This window comes from Nocardiopsis baichengensis YIM 90130 (assembly GCF_000341205.1).
GTDB lineage: Bacteria > Actinomycetota > Actinomycetes > Streptosporangiales > Streptosporangiaceae > Nocardiopsis_A > Nocardiopsis_A halophila.
The window spans coordinates 228,596-249,230 of sequence record NZ_ANAS01000006.1 but is presented as its reverse complement, the minus strand read 5'-3'; the positions used below and the strand labels follow the sequence as shown (position 1 = coordinate 249,230).

Here is a 20,635-nt window from a genome sequence, read left to right as displayed (position 1 = left end):
GGCCTGCCTGTGCACGAGAAGACCCGTCCGAAGCGGCGGAGGACCTCCGCCTTCGTCAAGATCCTCGCCGTCCTGACCGCCGTGTGCGGCGCCCTGGTGGCCGCCGGCTACTACGTCATCACCTCGATCGAGCCGGTGGAGATCGATCCCCCGGTGGCGGCCGGCTGCACCGTGACCGTCGACGGGACCGAGGACCCCCTGGACCCGGAGCAGGCGGCCAGCGCCGCCACCGTGGGCGGCGTGGCCTTCAGCCGCGACCTGCCCGAGCACGCGGTGGTGGTGGCCTATGCGACGGTGTGGCAGGAGACCAAGTTCTTCAACATCGACTACGGCGACCGCGACTCGCTGGGGCTGTTCCAGCAGCGCCCCTCCCAGGAGTGGGGCGAGCCGGACCAGATCATGGACCCGGTCTACGCCAGCAACGAGTTCTACGCCCACCTGGAGGAGGTGGACGGCTACGCCGACATCCCGGTCTACGAGGCGGCCCAGGCGGTGCAGCGCAGCGCCGACGGCTTCGCCTACGACCAGCACGAGAAGCGCTCGCGGCTGATGGCGCGGGCCTTCACTGGCGCCGAGGGCCCCGCGGTGACCTGCTGGCCCGAGGAGCCGGCCCGCACGCCCGGGGAGCCCGCGCCGGCCCCGTCGCCGTCGGCCCCGGCGGACGTGGACGCCGCGGCGGCGGAGATGGAGCGGGTGTTCGGCGCCGACCCGGGGGCGCTGCCCGCGCCGGGCGCGCAGCCGCAGACCGGCGACCTGGGGTGGGCCATGGCGCTGTGGGCGGTGGCCAACTCCGAGGAGTACGGGTTGACGTCGGTCGGCTACCAGGACCAGCGCTGGACCGCCGAGGACGGCCAGGAGGGCTGGCAGAGCGTTCCCGACCACGCCCCCGACGGCCAGGTGGTCCTGGGCTGACCCGCGCGCCCGGTCCCGGCCCCGGTGCAACGACCCGGGCGACCCGTTCGGGGCCGACTGAGGTCGCTGCCGGTTCCGTGGGGGCCATCGCCCTGCGCCCTGCGATCGACCCGCCGGGGAGCGGGCCGGTGGTCGGGAGTGTCGGGAGTGGGGGAATCACCGCTTCGGGCGGTGCGGGTTCTATCGGTCGTTGCACCACTCCGACCCCGAAGGGGTGCCATGGACCCCTTCGAGATCCGCGACGACCGCCGCCCCCAGGGGCCGCCGCCCCCGCAAGACCCTGGACCGGGACCCCGGCCGAGCGCCTGGAACGACTCCCCAACAACAGCAACCGGCCACCGGTGTTGCGACGACCACGAGAAACCACCCACGTCGAGTGGTGAATCCACCGCTCCCGATGCGCGCTGAGGAGCCGACGGCCTTGCGGGCGGCCCCGCACGGCTGCCGACCACCTCAGTGGCCCCGGGATCGACACGTGACCCTGCACTGGCGCCGCCGAGCGGCGGCGCCAGTGCAGGGTCACGGGATCCGGGGACCACGCCGCCGGGCGAGGGGCCCCTGCTCAGCCGGCCAGGGCCTCCAGGCGCTTGGCGGCCGCGGCGATGCGCTCGTCGGTGGCGGTGAAGGCCATGCGGACGTGGTTCGCCCCCTTGGGGCCGTAGAACGCGCCGGGCGCGACCAGAACGCCCTGCTCGGCCAGGGCCGCCACCGCGCCCCAGGCGTCCAGGCCGGGGCGGGAGGCCCACAGGTAGAGCCCGGCCTCGGAGTGGTCGATGGTCCATCCGGCGGCCTCCAGCGCCCCGCGCAGGGCCTCGCGCCGGGCGCCGTAGCGCGCCTTCTGCTCCTGGGCGTGGGCGTCGTCGTCGAGCGCCGCGCCCATGGCGGCCTGTACCGGCGCCGGGACGATCATCCCGGCGTGCTTGCGCACCGCCAGCAGTTCGGCGACCAGCTCGGGGTCGCCGGTCACGAACCCGGCCCGGTACCCGGCCAGGTTGGACCGCTTGGAGGTGGAGTGCACCGCCAGCAGGTTGGCGTGCGAGCCGCCGCACACGTCCGGGTGGAGCACCGACAGCGGCCGCTCGCCCTCCCAGTCCAGGTCCAGGTAGCACTCGTCGGAGGCCACGATGACCCCCTGCTCGCGGGCCCAGGCCACCACCTTGCGCAGGTGGTCGGCGCCCAGCACGCGGCCGGTGGGGTTGGCCGGGGAGTTGATCCACACCAGGCCCGGGCGCTCGGGGCCCAGGGCGGTGAGCCCGTCGGCGGGCAGCGGACGCGCCCCCGCCAGCCGGATCCCGGCGTCGTAGGTGGGGTAGGCCAGTTCGGGGTGGACGACGGTGTCGCCCTCGCCCAGGCCCAGCAGGGTGGGCAGCCAGGCCACCAGCTCCTTGGTGCCGATGGCCGGGAGCACCGCCTCGGGGTCGACGCGCACGCCGTGGCGGCGCTCCAGCCACCGGGCGGCCGAGGCGCGCAGCGCCGGGGTGCCGTGCGTGGCCGGATAGCCGGGGGCGTCGGCGGCCGCGGCCAGCGCCCGGCGCACCACCTCGGGCACCGGGTCGACCGGGGTGCCGATCGACAGGTCGACGATCCCGTCCGGGTGCGCCGCCGCGGTCGCCTTGTGCGGCGCCAGGCGGTCCCAGGGGAAGACCGGCATCCGGTCGGCGAGGCGTCGTCGTTCCGCCATCACTTCTGCTCCACACGGCTTGGGCCCGCCCCCGGGGGCCGGGGACGGGCGCTCGCGGGGCCGGGTCCGGTCCTGCCGGTGCCCGGTCCCCTCTTCCAGAACGGCCGTACCCGCGCCTCTGCGCCCCCATGCGGCGCACGGGGGCACAGGGCGGCGCGGGCCGGCGGCCGCCCCGGGATCGCCCGCGGTCCGGGCGCGGCCGCCGTACGGCTACTCGCCTTCCGCCTGCGGCGGAAGCTTGGCGATGATCGGGTGGTCGGTGTCGTACTTGCCGACCTTGGACGCACCTCCGGGAGAGCCGATCTCGTCGAAGAACTCGACATTGGCCTTGTAGTACTCGGACCACTGCTCGGGCAGGTCGTCCTCGTAGTAGATGGCCTCCACGGGGCACACCGGCTCGCAGGCGCCGCAGTCGACGCACTCGTCCGGGTGGATGTAGAGCATGCGCTCGCCCTCGTAGATGCAGTCGACAGGGCACTCTTCGATGCAGGCCTTGTCGAGCACATCGACGCACGGCTGCGCGATGACGTAGGTCACGTCGTTACTCCTCTTCGGTCTTCGCCACGTTGACCGCGTGCAAGGGTCTTCGCTGTCGTAGCCTGGGCGACGCCGGGCATCCGGCACGCGGACTCGCCGGGCTCACGTCAGACGATTCGCAGCTTCCAGTATTGCGCTCACCGGGCTCACGTGCCCAATTGGGGGTCGATCGAGTGGGAAACGGGGCGCGTATGGCCCTTGAGGCCTCCCCTGCCGACCTGGGACGGCGCGCCGTCCTGCGGGTGCGGCTGCCCGACGGACGCTTCCGGGATATCGTCGGTGTCCTGGAGCGGTGGAGCGGCGGAACGATCCGGGTGCGCAGGCGCGACGGGGAGCCGGCCGAAGTGGCCGAGGCCGATGTGGTCGGCAGCAGGCTGGTGCCGCAGCGGCCGCCCGAGCGCAGGCGGGCCGCGAACGACGCCGACAGGGGACGGTAGGAACGGACGACAGCGGAGCCGGACCGGCAACGGAGTGCCCGGCAGGGGGAGGTGCCCACCCACGCCATGCAGGAGACCGTCGCGTCCGCGCTCGCGCAGCTGGCCCGCCTGGACCCGCGCGCCGCGCGCCTGGCCGAGAACGCCCTGTCCTCGCTGACCGGGGGCGGGAACCTGGAGGACCTGACGCAGCGGTCGGTCCAGGAGTTCTGCTGGTACGTGCTGCCGGTGCGGTTCGCCGGGGAGACCGGGGAGCGCATGCTCACCGCCCGCTCCCTGGGCCGCCTGTTCTCCCTGCTGGACCTGGACCGCTACGCCGCGATCTGCTCATCGACCACCACCCGCACCGTGCTGGACGCCCACTCCGCCGGCCACGACAGCGGGCTGGCCGCCTACCGCCGGGCGATGCGCGCCTCGGGGGTGGAGCCGCCGGACCTGTCCGAGCTGACCTGGGGCACCGTCCTGGGCACCGCCGAGATCGCCGCGCACCAGGACACCTCGGCCGCCCTGGAGCTGGCCATCGCCGCCGGCGACGTGCGCCCCGGCGCGCGCGGCTGGCGCACCGCCCAGGAGCGGTTCGCCCGCGCCTTCCTCACCCAGCCCGACGCGCACGGCCGCAGCCGCCTGGACCGGGTGCGCGAGGAGCGGGTGCGCGGCTGGCTGGGCTCGCCCTCGCACGCGCACCGCCAGCGGCTGTGGCCGCTGCTGGGCCAGCTCATCGTGGGCGCCGAGCCGCCGCCGGACGCGGCGGCCGCGCTGGCGCCGGCGCGGCGCCTGCTCGACTTCGCCGACGAGGGCATCGGGCTCACCCAGATCGGCTACATCTCACCGACCGTGGTGCGCGAGCTGTGCTCGGAGTTCGGCTGGGCCACCTCGCCCTCGCCGCCGCGCAGCGAGACCGACGCCATGCAGCTGATCTCCCTGCACAAGCTGTTGCGCGGGATGCGCGCGGTGCGCAGATCGGGGCGCCGCATGGTGCTGACCCGGCGCGGGCGGCGGCTGCACGGCGACGACACCGAGCTCTGGCGCGCGGCCGCCGACTCGGTGCTGGACTCCGACGGGTTCGCCCAGGCCGCCACTGAGACGCTGCTGGGGCTGCTGCTCCAGCGCTCCCCGCGGGCCACCGGCAACCACGCCCGTACCGAGCGCACCGACGTGATGGAGGAGGCGCGCCAGGTGCTGGCCGAAGCCGGCTGGGGCGGCGAGGAGTCCGGCTCCTCCCCCGCCACCGCGCAGGTCCACGCGGTCCTGCTGCAGGTCACCTGGCTGCTGGAGACGCTGGGGTTCGCCCAGCGCAGCGAGCTGGTCGGCGGTGTGGGCGCCCCGGACCTGACCCGCACCGGGCAGGCGTTCGCACTCACCGCCATGCACCGCTCGGCCACCTCGCCCAGCACGTCGCTGTGAGGCACGGGGCCGCTCCGCGGGCCTCCGGAAGTGCCTCTGTGGGTCCGTGAGCGGCGCCCTGTGACCGACGCCGCTCCGTCCGGCACGCCCGCCCCGGCCCCCTCAGCGCCGCCCGCGCCAGGGGCCCCTTAGCCTGGGAGGCGTCGGCCCGGGCGCCTCCCCCGCCGCCCGTGCGGCCGGTGCATTCGTCAGCACTTTCGAGCATCCTGTGGGAGCAGCATGTCCACGCCCGATCCGTCCGGTACGGATTCCCAGACGCCCACCGAGCAGGGCGGCCCGGACCCGGACGGGCAGGAGCCGCAGGGCGCCGTCGCCGTCGGCGGGGACGCGGACGCGGCCTCAGGGGCGTCCGCCCCGGCAGAGCCTGCGGAACCCGCGGATTCGACGGAGTCTGAGGAGCGGGCGGAGTCTGAGGAGCCGTCCGCGCCCGACGGGCCGGCCGGTCGCGAGGACGACGGGGCCGAGCCGAAGGACGGCACGGACGGCGGGGAAGGCACGGACGGTGGGGAGCGCACGGACAGTGCCGTCAGTTCGGACAGCGCCGACGACGCCGACAGCACGCACAGGGAGAACAGCGGGGACGGCGGCGACCGGGGCGCGCAGGGCTCCCGCTCCTCGGTGTTCGACCTCCTTCCCAGCCCCGTCTTCCTGCTGATCCTGGGCATCACCGCATTCGCCGGCTGGTTCTCCTGGACCCGCTGGGAGGAGACCCAGGACCTCTACGAGTACGGCGGCACCCCCTACGCGCCCTTCGTCTTCATCCTGGGCGCCTGGATCGCCTGCGTCGCCGTCCACGAGTTCGCGCACGCGCTGGTCGCCTACCTGTCCGGCGACCGCGGCCTGCGGGGCAGCGGCTACCTGCGCCTCAACCCGTTCGCCTACCGGGAGCGCCGGGTCTCCGGCAAGGGCGAGACCGGAGGGGGCTTCTTCACGGGGCTGCTCATGCCCGCGGTCTTCGTCGTGCTCGGCGGCATCGGCCTGACCGGCCCCGCCTCCTACGTGGACCGGGACGCCCTCGGCGGCCGGGGCCGCCGCATCCTGGCCGCGCTCGCCGGGATCGTCGCCAGCCTGGTGCTGGCCGCCGGGTTCGCCGTCGCGGTCATGCTGCTGGTGCCCGCCGGCATGGTCACCGACAACTGGCTCATCGGCGGCCTGATGTTCCTGTGCTACCTCAACCTGACGGTGGCCCTGGTCAACCTGCTGCCCATCCCGGGACTGGACGGCTACACGGTCCTGGTGCCGCTGCTGGAGGCGGCCACCGCCAGCCCCCGCCGCTTCGAGGGGATGGAGCGCGCGGCGCGGTCCTTCGGGCTGTTCGGCACCATCGCGGTCTTCGGCGTGCTCTGGTTCAACGTGGTCAACCTGGCCTACATCAACGCCATGACCGGGCTCTTCCGGCAGATCGGCATGCCGCAGATGGACATCTTCTTCGGCGAGCTGCTGATGCGGTTCTGGATCAGCTGACCGGGTCCTCCCGGTCCCGGTCCGGCGGGGCCGGCGGGGTGAACACCACCGCCAGCGTCATCACGACCACCCCGCCGTACAGGTAGGTGTTGCTGATCCCGGCGGCGGCGAGGAGGAAGAACACGTCGCCCGACTCCCCGGCCAGCAGCAGCGCCACCTGGGCCAGCGTCCAGCCGACCGCGCACACGCCCGCCCCGATCCGGGACCGGGTCGCCCAGCCGGCGGCCCGCACGGCCAGGTACAGCAGGCACAGCACGACCAGCAGGGCCGCCCCGGCCACCACCTGGCCCACGGGGCCGCTCAGCCACAGCCAGGCCAGCCAGCCGGAGAGGACGCCGCCGACCACCCCGGCGACCACCGAGGCGCAGAACAGCGCGGGGTGGACGGCGAAATCGACGGCCGAGGCGAACGGGGCGGTGCGGGTGGGCCCGGTTCCGGTACCGGGCGCTGCAGGTTCGGACACGGGGGAAGCCTAAGCGAACAGGTCGGTCTCGAAGCCGTCCGCGACGGGCCGCGGCGTGGGACCGCGCAGCAGTGTGAAGTGCTCCACCGCGTCGATCTCCTGGGCGATCCCGTTGGACAGGGCGAACCGCTCCCCGTCGACGGAGATCTGCGTGGCGTGCGCCCGCATCGCCAGCGCCTTGGCGGCCCAGTGGGCCGAGGCGTCGACGCGGGTGGTCACCCGCGCGTCGGGGGTGCCCGGCGCGATGTCGGCGACCCCGGAGGGGGCGGTGAAGGGCCCGGGCTCCCGCTGCAGCCGCGCCACCTGCTCGGCCAGGCGGGACTCGGGCTGGGCGATCGCGTAGAGCTTGCGGGTCTGCCAGGGCTGGCCCGCGAGCGCGCGCTCCCCCGCCTTCTCGAACGCCCGCAGGGTCACCCGGTGGGCCTGGATGTGGTCGGGGTGCCCGTAGCCGCCGTTGTCGTCGTAGGTGACGACGACCTGCGGGCGCACCTCGCGGATCACCTCGGCCAGCGCGAGAGCGGCCTCCTCGGTGTCGGCACGCCAGAAGCAGGTCGGGTCGTCGTTGGTCGGCGCGCCCATCATCCCCGAGTCGCGGTAGCGCCCGGCGCCGCCCAGGAAGCGGTGGTCGCGCACCCCCAGCGCCAGACAGGCCTTGTCGAGCTCGCCGATGCGGTGCTCGCCCAGGCCGCCCTCGCGCTCCTCGGCCAGGTGCGCGAGGTCGGGCGGGATCACCTCGCCCCGCTCGCCGAGCGTGCAGGTGACCAGGGTGACCTCGGCCCCCTCGGCGGCGTACTTGGCCATGGTCGCGCCGGTGACGATGGTCTCGTCGTCGGGATGGGCGTGCACCAGCAGAAGTCGGCGGTCGGTCATGACTCCAGACGATACCGGGGCCGACCCGGCGATTCCCCCGGAACCGCGGACCCGCCGCCGCCCCGCGCGGCCTGCCCTCGCCATGGGCGACAATCGCGGCATGAGCTTTCCACGGCAAGAAGCGCGGACGCGGCGGTTCACGCTGGGCGTCCCCCGGTCATTCGCCCTCTCCCCCGACGGCCGGAAGGTCGCCTTCCTGCGGAGCAGGCACGGCACCGACGGCGCGGCCTGCCTGTGGCTGCTCGACCTGGACACCGGCACCGAGCGGCTGCTGGCCGACCCGCGGGCGATCGGCGGCGCCGAGGAGGACCTGCCGCCCGAGGAGCGGGCGCGGCGCGAGCGGCTGCGGGTGAGCAGCGGCGGCATCGTCGCCTACAGCACCGACGAGGCCTTCACCCGCGCGGTGTTCGCCCTGTCCGGGCGGCTGTACTGCGTGGACCTGGTCGGCGACGGCGCCGTCCCGTACGAGCTGCCCGCGGCGGCGCCCGCGGTGGACCCGCGCATCTGCCCGCGCGGGGACCGGGTCGCCTATGCCTGCCGGGGCGCCCTGCGGGTGGTGGACGTGCACAGCGGCGCCGACCGCGCCGTCGCCGAGCCCGACGGGCCCGGGGTGGCCTGGGGGCTGGCCGACTTCATCGCCGCCGAGGAGATGGGGCGCCACCGCGGCATGTGGTGGTCGCCGGACGCCTCGGCCCTGCTGGCCGCCCGGGTGGACGAGTCCATGGTCGCCCGGTGGCACCTGTCCGACCCGGGGGACCCCGCGGCCGCCGGACAGTCCATGGCCTACCCGGCGGCCGGGACCGCCAACGCCGAGGTGCGCCTGGCCGTGCTCGACCCGCGCGGCGGCGACCGGGGGCCCGCCGAGCCGCAGTGGCTGGAGTGGGACCGGGAGGCGCTGCCCTACCTGGCCACCGCCGGATGGACGACCGGCCCGGACGGCACCCCCACCGCGGTCTTCGGCGCGCAGAGCCGCGACCAGCGCACGCTCATCGTGCACAGCGCCGACCCCGCCACCGGGCTGACCGGCCCGGTGCGCACCGAGACCGACCCGGTGTGGGTGGAGATCATGCCGGGGGTTCCGGACTTCACCGCGAGCGGCGAGACGGTGTGGATCGGCCGCGAGGAGGGCGGTGAGCGGCGGCTGTTCGTCGGCGGCCGCCCGATGGGCCCGCCCGGGCTGTACGTGCGCGGCGTGGGCGACGTCGACGGCGACCGGATCCTGTGCTCGGTCTCGCCCGCCGACCGCCCGGACACGGTGGAGCTGTGGCTCGTGGACGCCTCCGACGGCTTCGCCGGCCCGGTGGAGGTGCCCGGCGGGGACGGCGCGGGGGTGGACGCCGGCCGGATGCGCGGCGGCACCCTGGTGGTCCAGCGCCGCTCGCCGGACCGGTTCGGGGTGCGCACTCTCGTGGTGGCCGACGCCTGGAGCCAGACGCCCGCCGTCGCGGCCGAGATCGCCTCGCACGCCGAGGAGCCCGAGCTGCCCGCGCCGCGGCCGCGGCTGTGGCGGGCCGGGGAGCGCCGCATCCCCTCGGCGCTGGTGCTGCCGTCCTGGTTCGACCCCGAGGGCGCGCACGCCGGGCGGCGGCTGCCGGTGCTGATGGACCCCTACGGCGGTCCGCACGCCCAGCGGGTCCTCCGGGCCCGCGGCGCCTACCTCACCTCGCAGTGGTTCGCCGACCAGGGGTTCGCGGTGCTGGTGGCGGACGGCCGCGGTACCCCCGGCATCGGGGTGGAGTGGGAGCAGGCGGTCCACACCGACCTGGCCGGCCCGGTGCTGGAGGACCAGGTGGACGCCCTGCGGGACGCCGCCGAGCGGTACGGCTGCCTGGACCTGGACCGGGTGGGGATCCGCGGCTGGTCCTTCGGCGGCTACCTGTCGGCGCTGGCGGTGCTGCGCCGGCCGGACGTCTTCCACGCGGCGGTCGCCGGCGCACCGGTGATCGACTGGCGGCTGTACGACACCCACTACACCGAGCGCTACCTGGGGCTGCCCCAGGACCGGGCCGAGGACTACCGGCGCAGCTCGCTGCTGGACGACGCGCCGGGGCTCAAGCGGCCGCTGATGCTGGTGCACGGGCTGGCCGACGACAACGTGGTGTTCGCGCACAGCCAGCGCCTGTCCTCGGCGCTGCTGGCGGCGGGGCGCCCGCACACGGTCCTGCCGCTGTCGGGGGTGACGCACATGCCCACCGACGAGACGGTGGCCGAGAACCTCCTGCTGCTGCAGGTGGACTTCCTGCGCTCCTCCCTCGGCATCACCGCCGAGGAGGGCGGCGCCTGAGAGGCGGACGGGTGGCGGGGCGGTGGCGCGGGGAAGGCCGGCGTGCCACCGCCCCGCCCGGGGGACTCCGCGGCGGGGCATCCGGTCCGAAGGTCGCCCGGTCCGGCCACTCGTGTCGAAGCCGCCCCCCGCCCCGGGGAGCTCCGGGGCGTGCCCCCGCCGCAGCCGGTCAGGGGAATCGGCTCCACTGCCGGGCGGGGGCGGCGCACGCGCTCGCCGCGCTGGGCCGCGGAGGGCCCCGCCCTTCGGTGCGCGCGGGAGGGCCGCCCGTCGTCTGGACAGCGGACGGCATGTGCGGCACCGGAGTTCGACATCCCGCTCACCCGACCCCCACCGCATTGATCAGTTCGACTGAACTCCGTACCGCACCGAGCCAACCGGAGCTCATCCTTCCGCTCGCCGAACTGTCCTGATCCGGCCAGACAGGGGCCCTTGATTTTCACCGCTGCACGTGTACATCGGATGATCGGATCATCGGTCATCCCCGGCTCCACGTCGCGCTTCCGCCGCACCCCGCCCGCCGAGGGCGGCCCGGCTTTCCCGACCAGCCGGTAACTTCCCTCCATTTCGGAAGGTCGGCCGCATCTGTCGCCACTCGGACACCATGACCTAAGGTTTCCCATCGTTCACCCAAAGCACTGGGTGAACGGAGTGCCGACGCCCGTCCCCGTTCCGGGCGGCCGGCACCGGGTCCGCCTTGAGCCCCCGCTCTTCAACGCGGACCCGTCCTTCACAACCCCCAACGATTCGAGAAGGGCGGATGGATGCGTAAATCCACCATCGTGCGCGCCGCAGGAGGCGGTGCGCTCGCTCTGGGTCTGGTCGGGGCCGGGGTCGCGGTCCTGTCCGACGGTTCCCCCCAGGAGGCCGCCACCGTGGCGGCCGACACCGGCGGCGCGGCCGCCGGCGGCGCGGCCGCCGGCGGCCCTGACTCCGAGCGCATCGAGGCGATGCAGCGCGACCTGGGCCTGAGCGAGGCCGAGGCGCTGGAGCTGGTCGACACCGAGGCACAGGCGCGCAGCACCGACGAGACCCTCCGCTCCGCGCTGGGCGAGGACTTCGGCGGCAGCTGGTTCGACATCGACTCGGGCACCCTGACCGTCGCGGTCACCGACGCCTCCGCGGCGCCGGAGGTGACCGCCGCCGGGGCCGAGGCCGAGGTGGTCGAGAACGGCCGGGACGGCCTGGACGCCATGATCGACGACCTGAACGCCGAGGGCGCCGGGCTGTCCGAGGGCGTCGCCGGGTGGTACCCCGACATCCGGCAGGACAGCGTGGTCATCACCGCCCTGGAGGGCGAGGAGGCCGCCGCCGGGGAGTTCGCCCGCGCCGCGGGCGTCCCCGAGGACGCCTACACCGTGGAGAGCACCCGGGACGAGCCGCGGCTGTACGCCGACATCGTCGGCGGCGACGCCTACTCCACCGGGGGCGGGCGCTGCTCCATCGGGTTCGCCACCGAGTCCGGGTTCGTGACCGCGGGCCACTGCGGGAGCACCGGGACGCAGGTGAGCTCGCAGGACGGCTCGGGCACCGGCACCGTGACCGACGCCGAGTTCCCCGGCGCCGACATGGCGGCGGTCCAGGCCGACGCCGGCTGGAACCCCACCCCCGCGGTCAACGACTACGCGGGCGGCACCGTGGCCGTCGCCGGCTCCGAGGAGGCGCCCGAGGGCGCGTCCGTCTGCCGGTCGGGTTCCACCACCGGTTGGCACTGCGGCACGATCCAGGCCAAGAACCAGTCGGTGTCCTACCCCCAGGGCACGGTCAACGGACTGACCCAGACCGATGTGTGCGCCGAGCCCGGCGACTCGGGCGGCTCGTGGGTCAGCGACGACCAGGCCCAGGGCGTCACCTCCGGCGGCTCGGGCGACTGCACGTCCGGCGGGACCACCTTCTTCCAGCCGGTCAACCCGATCCTCGACACCTACGGCGTCACCCTGTTGACGGGGTGACCCCGGGGCCCCGAACGGGGCCCTGACCCCACCCCGTCCACGCCGCGGCCCCCGCGGCACCCGGGCCGGCCGGCGCAGGTCCCCATCCCCCCTCGCCGGTCGGCCCTCCTTCATGCAGCACCGTCGTACGGCACTGCCATGCGGCACGCGTCCCACACGGCCCCGGGGTCCTCCCCGGGGCCGCCCCCGTATGGGGGACTGCCGGACCGGCCATAGCCTGGAAGCATGCGCTTCGTCCCCATCGCCGTCGCCGCCGTCCTGGACCTGCTCTGCGTCGGCGCCTTCGTCGCCGTCGGACGCGCCTCGCACGATGAGGCCGCCGGTATCGCCGGGTTCCTCGGGACCGCCTGGCCCTTCGCCGCCGGACTGGCCGCCGGGTGGCTCGTGGCGCGCGCCTGGCGCTCGCCCATGCGCGCGGTGTGGACCGGTGTGCTCGTGTGGGTCGTGACCGTGCCCCTCGGCCTCGCCCTGCGGGCCTTCCTGACGCAGGACGGCGCCCCGCTGTCGTTCGCGATCGTCACCACCGTCTTCCTGGGGGCCTCGATGGTGGGCTGGCGCGAACTCGCCCGCCCCTTCACCATGGGCCGCGGCAAGGGAGCCGACCGTGCCGACGGGCGGTCCGGCGGGAACGGCGAGGAGGCTCCGGCCTCCTAGCGTCCGAGCGATGCCCCTCCCCCGCGAAGCCAGTGGGACCTTTCCCCCTCCCGAGCGCAAGGTCCTGATCGTCGTGCGCAGCGTGCCCGCGGCCGGACGGCTCCTCGACGCCGTCGAGGTCTTCGGCGACGACGACCGCATCGCCGTCGAGTTCGCCCTGAACCCCGGATCGGTCTCTGAGGACGGGATCCGTGCGGTCCTCGCCTCCGCCGGGGTGGAGCAGGTCCTGTCCTGGGAGGAGGCGGTGGCGCGCCGCGGGGAGTTCGCGCTCGCCATGGCCGCCTCGCCGAAGGAGGGGCTGCACCGGCTGTCCACGGCGGGCGGGACGGCCGCGCCCAGTGGACCGCCCCTGCTGCTGATGCCGCACGGCGCCGGGCACAACCGCTTGGTGCAGGAGGCCGACGGCCCCCTGCGGACGGCCTCGGGCCTGGCGCCGGAGCAGCTCCTGCACGCCGGCGTCCCGGTCCCGACCGTGCTCGCCCTGTCCCATCCGGAGCAGCGGGGGAGGCTGAGGGGCCCGCTGGAGCGCATCCGCACCGAGGTGGTGGGCGACCCCTCGTTCGACCGGATGCGGGACAACGAGGGCCGCCGCGACCGCTTCCGCCGGGCGCTCGGCGTCCCCGAGGGCGGGCGGCTGGTGGTGCTCTCCTCCACCTGGAACCGCGACTCACTGGTCGGTTCGGTGCGCGAGGGGATCCGCCGGGTGCTGCGCCGGCTCCCGTGCGAGGAGTACCGCACCGCCCTGGTCGTGCACCCCAACGTCTGGCACCGGCACGGCCGGCGCAAGGGCCTCGAACTGCTGCTGCGGCGGGAGCGGGCCGCCGGGCTGGCGCTGGTGGACCCGCACGAGGGGTGGCGGGCGGCGCTCATCGCCGCCGACGCCGTGGTGGGCGACCACGGCAGCACCACCTACTACGCGGCCGCGCTCGGGCGGCCGGTGCTGCTGGCCGCCTTCGGGCGGGACGAGCTGGACCCGGCCTCCCCGCTGCACGCCTTCGGCGCCGCCTGCCCGGTCCTGGCCCCGGACGAGGACCCGCTGCGCCGGATCGAGGAGGTCGTGGACGCGCCCCGGCCCCGGACCCGCGGCCTACTGATCGACCGCGTCGGCCAAGCGGCGGAGCGGCTGCGGGCCCAGTGCTACGCACTGCTGGGGCTGGACCCCCCGGAGGGGCCGGTCGACCCCCCGCCGCTGCCCGACCCGCTCGTGCACGCCGCCGAGACCACGGCCTGGCGGGTGGCGGCCGAGGACGGCGGAAGCGACCTGGGGGCGCCGGTGCTGCGCCCGCGCCTGCGGCCGGCGGCGCTGTGCGGGCCGGAGTCCGGGGCGCTGCTGGTGAGCGTGGAGGACCCCTCGCCGGCGCGGGCCGCGGGCGCCGAAGGACTGGTGCGGCCGCACGCGGTCGGCGAGGCCGAGGCGGTGGCGTGGGCCCGCACGGCGCTGGAGCGCCGGCCGGGTGCCGCGGTCGCGGTGGCCGCGCTGCGCGGGGACGAGTTCCTGCTGGCGGAGGCGGGGGCGCCGTGGACCCGTGTGGCCGCTCAGGGGACGGGTTCCGGTCCGGACGCCGTCGCGGTCGCGGCGGCCGCGACCGCGTGGCTCCACAGGGGCCGCTCCCTCACCGAATGGCGGGAGAAGGGAGCGGTCGTCAGGGGTCTCCTGGAGGAGACGCGGTTGAGCGTACCCCCCCCCCGACTGATCTCGGGTGATCGGCGCCCTCACCGGAGGCGCGGTGAGGGGACCTCGGAGGCGTGTGGTTGAGTCGCCACGTCCCCTGCCCAAGCAGGGGATCCCCTTACCTCCCGGGGCTTGCCCACTGATCCGCCCCGGCCTCCGGATCGAAACCATCGAAGCCGGCGCCCACCCGGACGACGTACGCCGGGGCGGAGATGACCCGGGGCGGGTATGCGGGTCGGGCCAGGCCGTGAGCATGGAGCTTCCCCCGCTAGGCGGATCGGCGTCCCTGGTCCTGCTCCTCAGGGGTTCACCCCTGCCCGTCCTGGGCTTCCTCAATGGGACTCGGACGACTCCGGGTCAGCCGATCAGGTCGGCCAGCCCTCGTGCACTCTCGGTCTGGTGGTGCCTCCGGTAGAGCCGCGCCGCCGCCGTAGCGTATGCGCGGGCCTTGTCGGTACCGCCCAGGCACGCCTCGGCTCGCGCCATCAGGGCGAGGGCGTCGGCGCTCCACACCGCGCGCCCTTCCTCGCCCTCCTCTGCGAACAGTTCGAGCGCCGCCTTCCCCGTCCGGCTTGCGGCCTCCGGCTCATCAGCGCGGAGATAGACCTCTCCCAAGCGGACCTCGATCTTGGCGGCGAGCGTGCGCCAGTCATCGCTGCGGCCGTCCCCGCCCAGCTCCTCTGCGACGGCGGCCCTGGCGGCCTCCAGTTCCCGCCTTGCCTCGGTGGGGTCGCCGACGCGCAGGCGCAGGCCGCCGATCTGGTAACCGTCGATCACCTGGGCCCGCCGGTTGCCGAGTTCGATATCGATGCGTCGCCGTTCCTGGAAGTCGGCCTCCGCCGCGCCGTACTCCCCGCGCTCAGCGTGCGCCAGAGCGCGCGTCTCCAGCAGGACGGCGCGCTCTCGGGGCGCGGGCCGCTCTTCCCCGGACGCCTCGGGCGGCTCCAGCACCTCGTGGAGCACCGCGGCCGCCCGGTCGGCCTCGCCGCCCTCAACGAGCACCCGGGCCAGGTAGTTGTCCATCCTGTGGACGGCGACGGGGTTCTGCCCCAGGCGGGCGATCTCGCCCGCGTAGCGGAAGATCTCCGCCCCGACCGATCCGCGCCGGTGCTCATGGACGACGTACCAGCACGACTCGGCCATCACCAGTGCATCCTGGTCCCGTCCGGTCTCCACGGCGACGGCCATCAGGGCCGGGACCGCGTCCACGGCCTCGGCGACCCATTCCTGCGCCTCGGCGCCGGCCTTCTCGCCTCCGAAGGGCACCTGGGCCTCCCGGGCCGCGGCCCGGTCCCCGTGCTCCCGGGTCGCCCTGCTGCGCCCGCCGCCCATCTCGCGGTCCGCCCGGGCCAGGGCCGTGGTGAACCAGTCGACGGCGCGTTCGGCGGCCCGGCGGCGCTCCGCGTCGGGCCGCGCCTGGGCCCGCCCGTGCGCGTCGTGGCGGATCAGGGGCTCCCAGCGGTACCGGCCGCCGCCTTCGGCGGCCATGAGGCAGGCCCGGACCAGCTCTCCGAGCGCCTCGCGCGCCTGCCGGCGCGACCCCAGCAGCGCGGCGGCCAGCCCTTCGTGCACGCGGCGCCCGGGAACCTCCCCCAGGGCCGTGTAGAGCTGCCGGGCCGCCTCCGAGCGGAGGTCGCCGAAGCCGAGCGCGATCACCTCGTCCAAGCGCGGGTCCCCGTCCTCGGGCTCGACGAGCCGGTCCAGCTCCCCGGGCAGGCCGGCCCCGGCGGCGTCCAGGCGCTCGACCACCGATGCGGGGGTCTCCTCGGGCCTCATGGCCAGATGGGCGCCCGCGATCTGGAGCGCCTGCGGGAGGCCGCCGCAGCGGTCCACCAGCGCCTGCGCGCCGTCGGGGTCGGCCTCGACGAGCCGTTTGAGGTGCTCTTCGGGGCCGTCGAAGCCGCAGAGCAGGGCCAGCGCATGCTCGGTGCGCAGTGCGGGGAGGCGCAGTACCGGCACGCCGCGGCGCCGCAGCCCCGGAAGCTCCGTGCGGCCGGTGAGGATCACCATGCTCCCCGTGCCGACGGTGAAAAGGCCGGCCTCAGAGGCGGAGGCGATCCCTTCGACGATCACGATGCAGGGCTCACGCCCGGTGGCCTTGCGGAACTCCTCCGAGCGTTCGGCGAGGCCTGCGGGCATCCTCTCGGCGGGCACCCCCAGGTCCCCGAGGAGCGAGGCGAGTGCGTCGGCGAGGTGGGCGTGCTCCTCGGCGTCGCCGCCGGCCGCCGCGCGCTGCTCGTCGAGGTCGACGTACAGCCCCCAGACGCCGCGCGTGCGCTCCCCTCCGGCCTCGGTTTCCTGACCGGACGCGGAACCGGACACGGAGCCTGTGTAGAGGGAGCGGAGGTGGTACGCCGCCTCGACGCTGAAGGCCGACTTTCCCGCTCCCCTGGGGGCGACCACGAACAGGTTCCCGGGGCGCCCTTGCAGCGCCGTCTCCCGGTAGACGCGTCCCGTGTAGGCCAGCCCCTCGTCGTGGTTGACGAATCTGCCGCGCAGCACCCGGGAGACGTCCCATTGGGGTTCGACGGTCCGCGCGGCCTCTTCCAGCGCGCCTTGAACGACCACCGTGTCGATACGGCCCGCCTGTACGTGCGCGCCGCCCTGGTTGCCGTGCGACGTGTTGTCGGTTGCCGACACCGGCCTGAGCTCCTCAGCGGTCCGGGGGGTAGGGGGTCGGGCCCGATCCTACGCACGGTCCCCTGGCGCCCCCGTGCCCCCCTGCCGCCGGTGACCGGATACGGACAGTCCGTTCGCGTCCCTGGCTCCTCTCCCCTGTGCGAGGGTGAGAGGGTTGAGCCGGGGCCGACGGCGCCCCCTACCCCGCTGCCGACGAGTGGAGGAAGCCCCCATGGGCGACGAGGTGATGCTGGCCATGGCCGCGGCGGTCGCCGGAAAGGCCACCGAGATGCTCACCCAGGGCGCCAAGGACTCCGTCACGGCCCTGCGCAAGGCCCTGCGCAGGCGCTTCGCCGAGGGCACCCCCGAACGGGAGGCCCTGGACGAGGCCCGCGACGGCGACGGCGAGGACGAGGTACTCGTCGGCCGGCTCGCCGGGCACATCCGCGACGCCGCCGAGCAGGACGAGACGGTCCGCGGCCTCGTCGTCCAGGTCGCCCCGCACTTCACCGAGCAGGACGGCGACACCGTCGTCAACAACAACGCCTCGGGGACCGTCTCGGGCACCCTCGTCCAGGCGGGGACCATCGAGGGCGGCGTGAACATCGGCCGCTCCCGCGGCTGAGGCCCCGCCTCCGCCGCCGGGACCGCCCGCCCCGCGCGCCCCCTTAAGCTGGGGCGCGTGGACGATCATGGCCTGACCGGCGGCGGCACCGGGCACGACGGCGGCCCCGCGGTGGGCGTCGGCCCCTGGGAGGGCCCCTGGCCCCGGGACGGCCGGTACGACCCCGAGCTGCTGGCCGAGGGCGACCGCCGCAACGTCGTCGACCGCTACCGGTACTGGACCCGCGAGGCGATCGTCGCCGACCTGGACACCCGCCGCCACCCCTTCCACGTGGCCGTGGAGAACTGGGAGCACGACCTCAACATCGGCTCGGTGGTGCGCACCGCCAACGCCTTCGCCGCCGAGGCGGTGCACATCGTGGGCCGGCGGCGGTGGAACCGGCGCGGGGCCATGGTCACCGACCGCTACCAGCACGTCCACCACCACCCCGGCCCCGAGGCGCTGACCGCCTGGGCCGAGGAGCGCGGGCTGCCGCTGGTGGGGGTCGACAACCTGCCCGGAGCCGTCCCGCTGGAGACCCATCCGCTGCCGCGCGCGTGCGTCCTGGTGTTCGGCCAGGAGGGGCCCGGCCTGTCGGCGGAGGTGCGCAAGGTGTGCTCGGCGGTGCTGTCGATCTCCCAGTTCGGCTCCACACGCTCGATCAACGCGGGGGCCGCGGCCGCGATCGCCATGCACGCCTGGGTGCGCGCGCACGTGTTCGACCAGCCGGCGGAGGGACGGACGCCCTCCGCCTGACCGGTCGGCCGCCCTGCCGGGGCCGCCGGGGCCTCAGCGGCCCGGGGCCCGGGCCCTCATGTCGTCTCGTGCAGGACGCGGAAGCGCACCATGCAGGCGCCCTCGGCCGCGTGCATGATCTCGTCGTGCGTGGGCTGCCGGTCCGTGGGCAGGCGCAGCCCGTGCCCGCGCAGGGCGCGCGGCCCGCGCTCCTGCAGCAGTTCGCTCATCATGTCGGCGACCTCCTTGGCCTCCTCCACGGCGGTGCCCGAGACGCGGAACTCGCGGCCGCGGATGAGCAGGGTGGCCTCGTGGCCGCCGCGCATGTTCCGCGTCCACCCGCCCTGCTCGCTCAGCGCCCACACTTCGCCGCCCTCCCGGAGGTAGTAGGCGACGGGAATGGTGTAGGTGCGGCCGCTCTTGTGCCCCTCGTAGGTGAGGAGCATGAACAGGCCGCTGAGCACCGGGTGGGCGCGGGAGCGCAGCACGGCGCCCACGCCCCCGTTCATGGAGGTCCAGAACCTCTTCCTGAGCTGGTCCCGGCGGTCCGTCTCGTCCGTCATGGCAACCCCCTCGTGGGTTCGGGTCGTGTGCGGACCCTAACCCGGCGCGCCGCGCCATCGGATCGGCTCCCGGCCCCCTGCGCCCCGCCCGCCGACACCCCGCGTGGCCAGGGGCCTGAGCGCGTTCGCGCTGGTAGCTTCCAGGGCATCCGCAACCGCACGACCGGGGGGACGTCATGGGCACGGACGACGGGGCACGCCCGACACCGCAGAAGCGCCGGGGCTCGAAGGCCGAGGGGGCGAAGAAGAAGGGCGCTCAGAAGGGGGCGTCCCGAAAGACCGCCGAGCCGCAGGTCCGGGTGCGGCCCGCGGTGAAGGAGGACGTCGCCGCGATCGCCCGCACCATCGCGCGCGCCTTCTCCGACGACCCCTACACCGCCTGGCTCTTCCCCGACCCCGCGGACCGGCTGGAGCGGTCGGCGCGCCTGTTCGCCCTGGAGAGCGGGTTCGACTACGTCCCGCAGGGCCTGGCCGAGGTCGCCGTCGCCGACGGCAGGGTCGTGGGGGCCGCGACCTGGCGCGGCCCGGGGTCGCGGGGCACCTCCCCGCTCGCCCTGCTGCGCGGGGCCCCGCACTTCGCGGCGCTCTTCGGGCTCCGGCGCACCGCGGAGATCCTCGCCGCCTACCGGCGGATCGCGGCGCACGGCCCCACACGGCCCCACTGGTACCTCGCCGAACTCGCCGCCGATCCGGCCGCGCAGGGGACCGGCGCCGGGTCGGCGCTCCTGCGTTCGGGGCTGGCCCGCGCCGATGCCGACGCTGTGCCCGTGTTCCTGGAGTCCTCCAAGAAGGAGAACCTCCCCTTCTATGAGCGCTTCGGGTTCGAGGCGACCGGGGAGATCGATGTGCCGGGCGTTCCTCCCCTGTACGGGATGGTCCGCGAACCCGAGACCGGACCGGATCCGATGCGCGTGCCCGTCCCCCGCAGCAGCGCGACGGGCGAGTAGGACCGGCCGGGGGAAGGGCCCCGGCCGCATCCGGCCACTCTCTGTGAGGACCGGCCGACAGGAGGGCGGGGCGCCTATTCTGGTGCGATCCCGCGCCCGCACGGTCCGACGCGTCCCACGAGCCGATTCCATTCCAGGGAGCAAGGCGGAACCCATGAGCGAAAAGCCGGACTACACCCTCAGAACCGCCACCGAGGACGACGTGCCGGGCGTGGCGCGCGTGCTGAGCCGGGCCTTCTTCGACGACCCGCTGTTCACGTGGCTCTTCCCCGACCCGCACACCCGGATGGCCAGGTCGGCCCGGTGGTGGGCCGCCCAGGCCGGGTTCGCCTTCGTACCGGCCGGAGCCGTGACGGTGGCCGTGTCGGCCGGCCCGCGCCCCGTGGTGCGCGGCGCGGCGGTGTGGGCGCCCCCGGGCGTCTCCCTGCCCGGCGGGGCCGCGATGCTGCGCACGCTCCCGCACACGCTGGGGCTGCTCCCGCTCTCCCGGTTCCCGGAGCTGGCGGCGTTCATGTCCGACCTGCAGAAGGCGGCGCCCGAGCGGCCGTACTGGTACCTGCAGTCCCTGGCGGTCGACCCGGTCGCCCAGGGCACGGGCATCGGGTCGGCGCTGCTGCGCTCGGGGCTGGTGCGGGCCGACATCGACCGCGCACCGGTCTACCTGGAGACCACCGACCCGGCGGTCTGCGCCTTCTACGAGCGGTTCGGCTTCAAGGTGTGCGGCGAGGTCGAGGAGGCGGGCCGCCCGTCCTTCCAGAGCATGATCCGCGAACCCGGCGACTGAGGGCCCCGGCCGAGGGGCCCGGACACGGCGGCGGGGCCGCCCCCTGAGGGGACGGC

General features: G+C 75.1%; 18 protein-coding genes. 12 read left to right on the top strand and 6 right to left on the bottom strand.

Annotation, left to right across the window (positions count from 1 at the left end):
- Window positions 1–9 precede the first annotated feature (9 nt).
- A complete protein-coding gene (locus C892_RS0107280) occupies window positions 10–912 on the top strand; it encodes a hypothetical protein (protein ID WP_017556683.1) in 903 nt (300 codons plus the stop codon).
- A 562-nt stretch (window positions 913–1,474) separates the two neighbouring features.
- Here the strand turns inward: C892_RS0107280 and dapC are convergent.
- Window positions 1,475–2,593 carry a succinyldiaminopimelate transaminase gene (gene dapC, locus C892_RS0107275; protein WP_026124197.1) on the bottom strand — a complete coding sequence of 373 codons (1,119 nt, stop codon included), beginning with the start codon at window positions 2,591–2,593 and terminating at the stop codon, window positions 1,475–1,477.
- Between the two features lie 210 nt (window positions 2,594–2,803).
- Window positions 2,804–3,130, bottom strand: coding sequence for a ferredoxin (gene fdxA / locus C892_RS0107270; protein WP_017556681.1), 327 nt, complete (start codon window positions 3,128–3,130; stop codon window positions 2,804–2,806).
- Window positions 3,131–3,321: 191 nt separating this feature from the next.
- Here fdxA and C892_RS0107265 point away from each other — a divergent pair, with 191 nt between their 5' ends.
- The 3 genes from C892_RS0107265 to C892_RS0107255 all read left to right on the top strand — a co-directional run bounded on the left by C892_RS0107265 (window position 3,322) and on the right by C892_RS0107255 (window position 6,432).
- Window positions 3,322–3,567, top strand: coding sequence for a putative acetyltransferase (locus C892_RS0107265; RefSeq protein ID WP_017541847.1), 246 nt, complete (start codon window positions 3,322–3,324; stop codon window positions 3,565–3,567).
- Window positions 3,568–3,633: 66 nt separating this feature from the next.
- Complete coding sequence (locus C892_RS0107260) at window positions 3,634–4,968, top strand: hypothetical protein (protein WP_026124196.1); 1,335 nt, start codon at window positions 3,634–3,636, stop codon at window positions 4,966–4,968.
- Between the two features lie 219 nt (window positions 4,969–5,187).
- Window positions 5,188–6,432, top strand: a complete 1,245-nt coding sequence (locus C892_RS0107255) for a site-2 protease family protein (RefSeq protein WP_017556679.1) — start codon at window positions 5,188–5,190, stop codon at window positions 6,430–6,432.
- On the opposite strand, the gene C892_RS0107250 is transcribed toward C892_RS0107255, so the two are convergent.
- Window positions 6,425–6,895, bottom strand: coding sequence for a hypothetical protein (locus tag C892_RS0107250; RefSeq protein ID WP_017556678.1), 471 nt, complete (start codon window positions 6,893–6,895; stop codon window positions 6,425–6,427). The two genes, C892_RS0107255 and C892_RS0107250, sit on opposite strands and share 8 nt — an antisense overlap.
- 9 nt (window positions 6,896–6,904) lie before the next feature.
- Complete coding sequence (gene mshB / locus C892_RS0107245) at window positions 6,905–7,765, bottom strand: N-acetyl-1-D-myo-inositol-2-amino-2-deoxy-alpha-D-glucopyranoside deacetylase (RefSeq protein ID WP_017556677.1); 861 nt, start codon at window positions 7,763–7,765, stop codon at window positions 6,905–6,907.
- A gap of 100 nt (window positions 7,766–7,865) precedes the next feature.
- Between mshB and C892_RS0107240 the strand changes: the two genes are divergently transcribed.
- The 4 genes from C892_RS0107240 (at window position 7,866) to C892_RS28670 (ending at window position 14,411) form a co-directional block, all read left to right on the top strand.
- The gene (locus tag C892_RS0107240; RefSeq protein WP_026124195.1) at window positions 7,866–10,049 is read left to right on the top strand and encodes a S9 family peptidase; all 2,184 of its coding nucleotides are present in this window, start codon (window positions 7,866–7,868) and stop codon (window positions 10,047–10,049) included.
- Window positions 10,050–10,813: 764 nt separating this feature from the next.
- The gene (locus tag C892_RS0107235) at window positions 10,814–12,001 is read left to right on the top strand and encodes a S1 family peptidase (protein ID WP_026124194.1); all 1,188 of its coding nucleotides are present in this window, start codon (window positions 10,814–10,816) and stop codon (window positions 11,999–12,001) included.
- 225 nt (window positions 12,002–12,226) lie between these two features.
- Window positions 12,227–12,655, top strand: a complete 429-nt coding sequence (locus C892_RS0107230; RefSeq protein ID WP_017541853.1) for a DUF3054 domain-containing protein — start codon at window positions 12,227–12,229, stop codon at window positions 12,653–12,655.
- A 10-nt stretch (window positions 12,656–12,665) separates the two neighbouring features.
- Entirely contained in the window at window positions 12,666–14,411 is a 1,746-nt protein-coding gene (locus C892_RS28670; protein WP_017556674.1) for a CDP-glycerol glycerophosphotransferase family protein, read from the top strand.
- Window positions 14,412–14,684: 273 nt separating this feature from the next.
- Here the strand turns inward: C892_RS28670 and C892_RS0107220 are convergent, their stop codons facing one another.
- Complete coding sequence (locus C892_RS0107220; protein WP_017556673.1) at window positions 14,685–16,967, bottom strand: MalT transcriptional regulator family protein; 2,283 nt, start codon at window positions 16,965–16,967, stop codon at window positions 14,685–14,687.
- A 211-nt stretch (window positions 16,968–17,178) separates the two neighbouring features.
- On the opposite strand from C892_RS0107220, the gene C892_RS0107215 reads away from it, so the two are divergent.
- Entirely contained in the window at window positions 17,179–17,571 is a 393-nt protein-coding gene (locus C892_RS0107215) for a hypothetical protein (RefSeq protein WP_017541856.1), read from the top strand.
- Between the two features lie 57 nt (window positions 17,572–17,628).
- Window positions 17,629–18,306 (top strand): TrmH family RNA methyltransferase, encoded by a 678-nt coding sequence (locus C892_RS0107210; RefSeq protein ID WP_017556672.1) that lies wholly within the window; start codon window positions 17,629–17,631, stop codon window positions 18,304–18,306.
- 56 nt (window positions 18,307–18,362) lie between these two features.
- Here the strand turns inward: C892_RS0107210 and C892_RS0107205 are convergent, their stop codons facing one another.
- Window positions 18,363–18,848, bottom strand: coding sequence for a nitroreductase/quinone reductase family protein (locus C892_RS0107205; protein ID WP_017556671.1), 486 nt, complete (start codon window positions 18,846–18,848; stop codon window positions 18,363–18,365).
- A gap of 176 nt (window positions 18,849–19,024) precedes the next feature.
- Here C892_RS0107205 and C892_RS0107200 point away from each other — a divergent pair, with 176 nt between their 5' ends.
- Entirely contained in the window at window positions 19,025–19,795 is a 771-nt protein-coding gene (locus C892_RS0107200; RefSeq protein WP_017556670.1) for a GNAT family N-acetyltransferase, read from the top strand.
- A gap of 154 nt (window positions 19,796–19,949) precedes the next feature.
- A complete protein-coding gene (locus tag C892_RS0107195; RefSeq protein WP_017556669.1) occupies window positions 19,950–20,579 on the top strand; it encodes a GNAT family N-acetyltransferase in 630 nt (209 codons plus the stop codon).
- Window positions 20,580–20,635 lie beyond the last annotated feature (56 nt).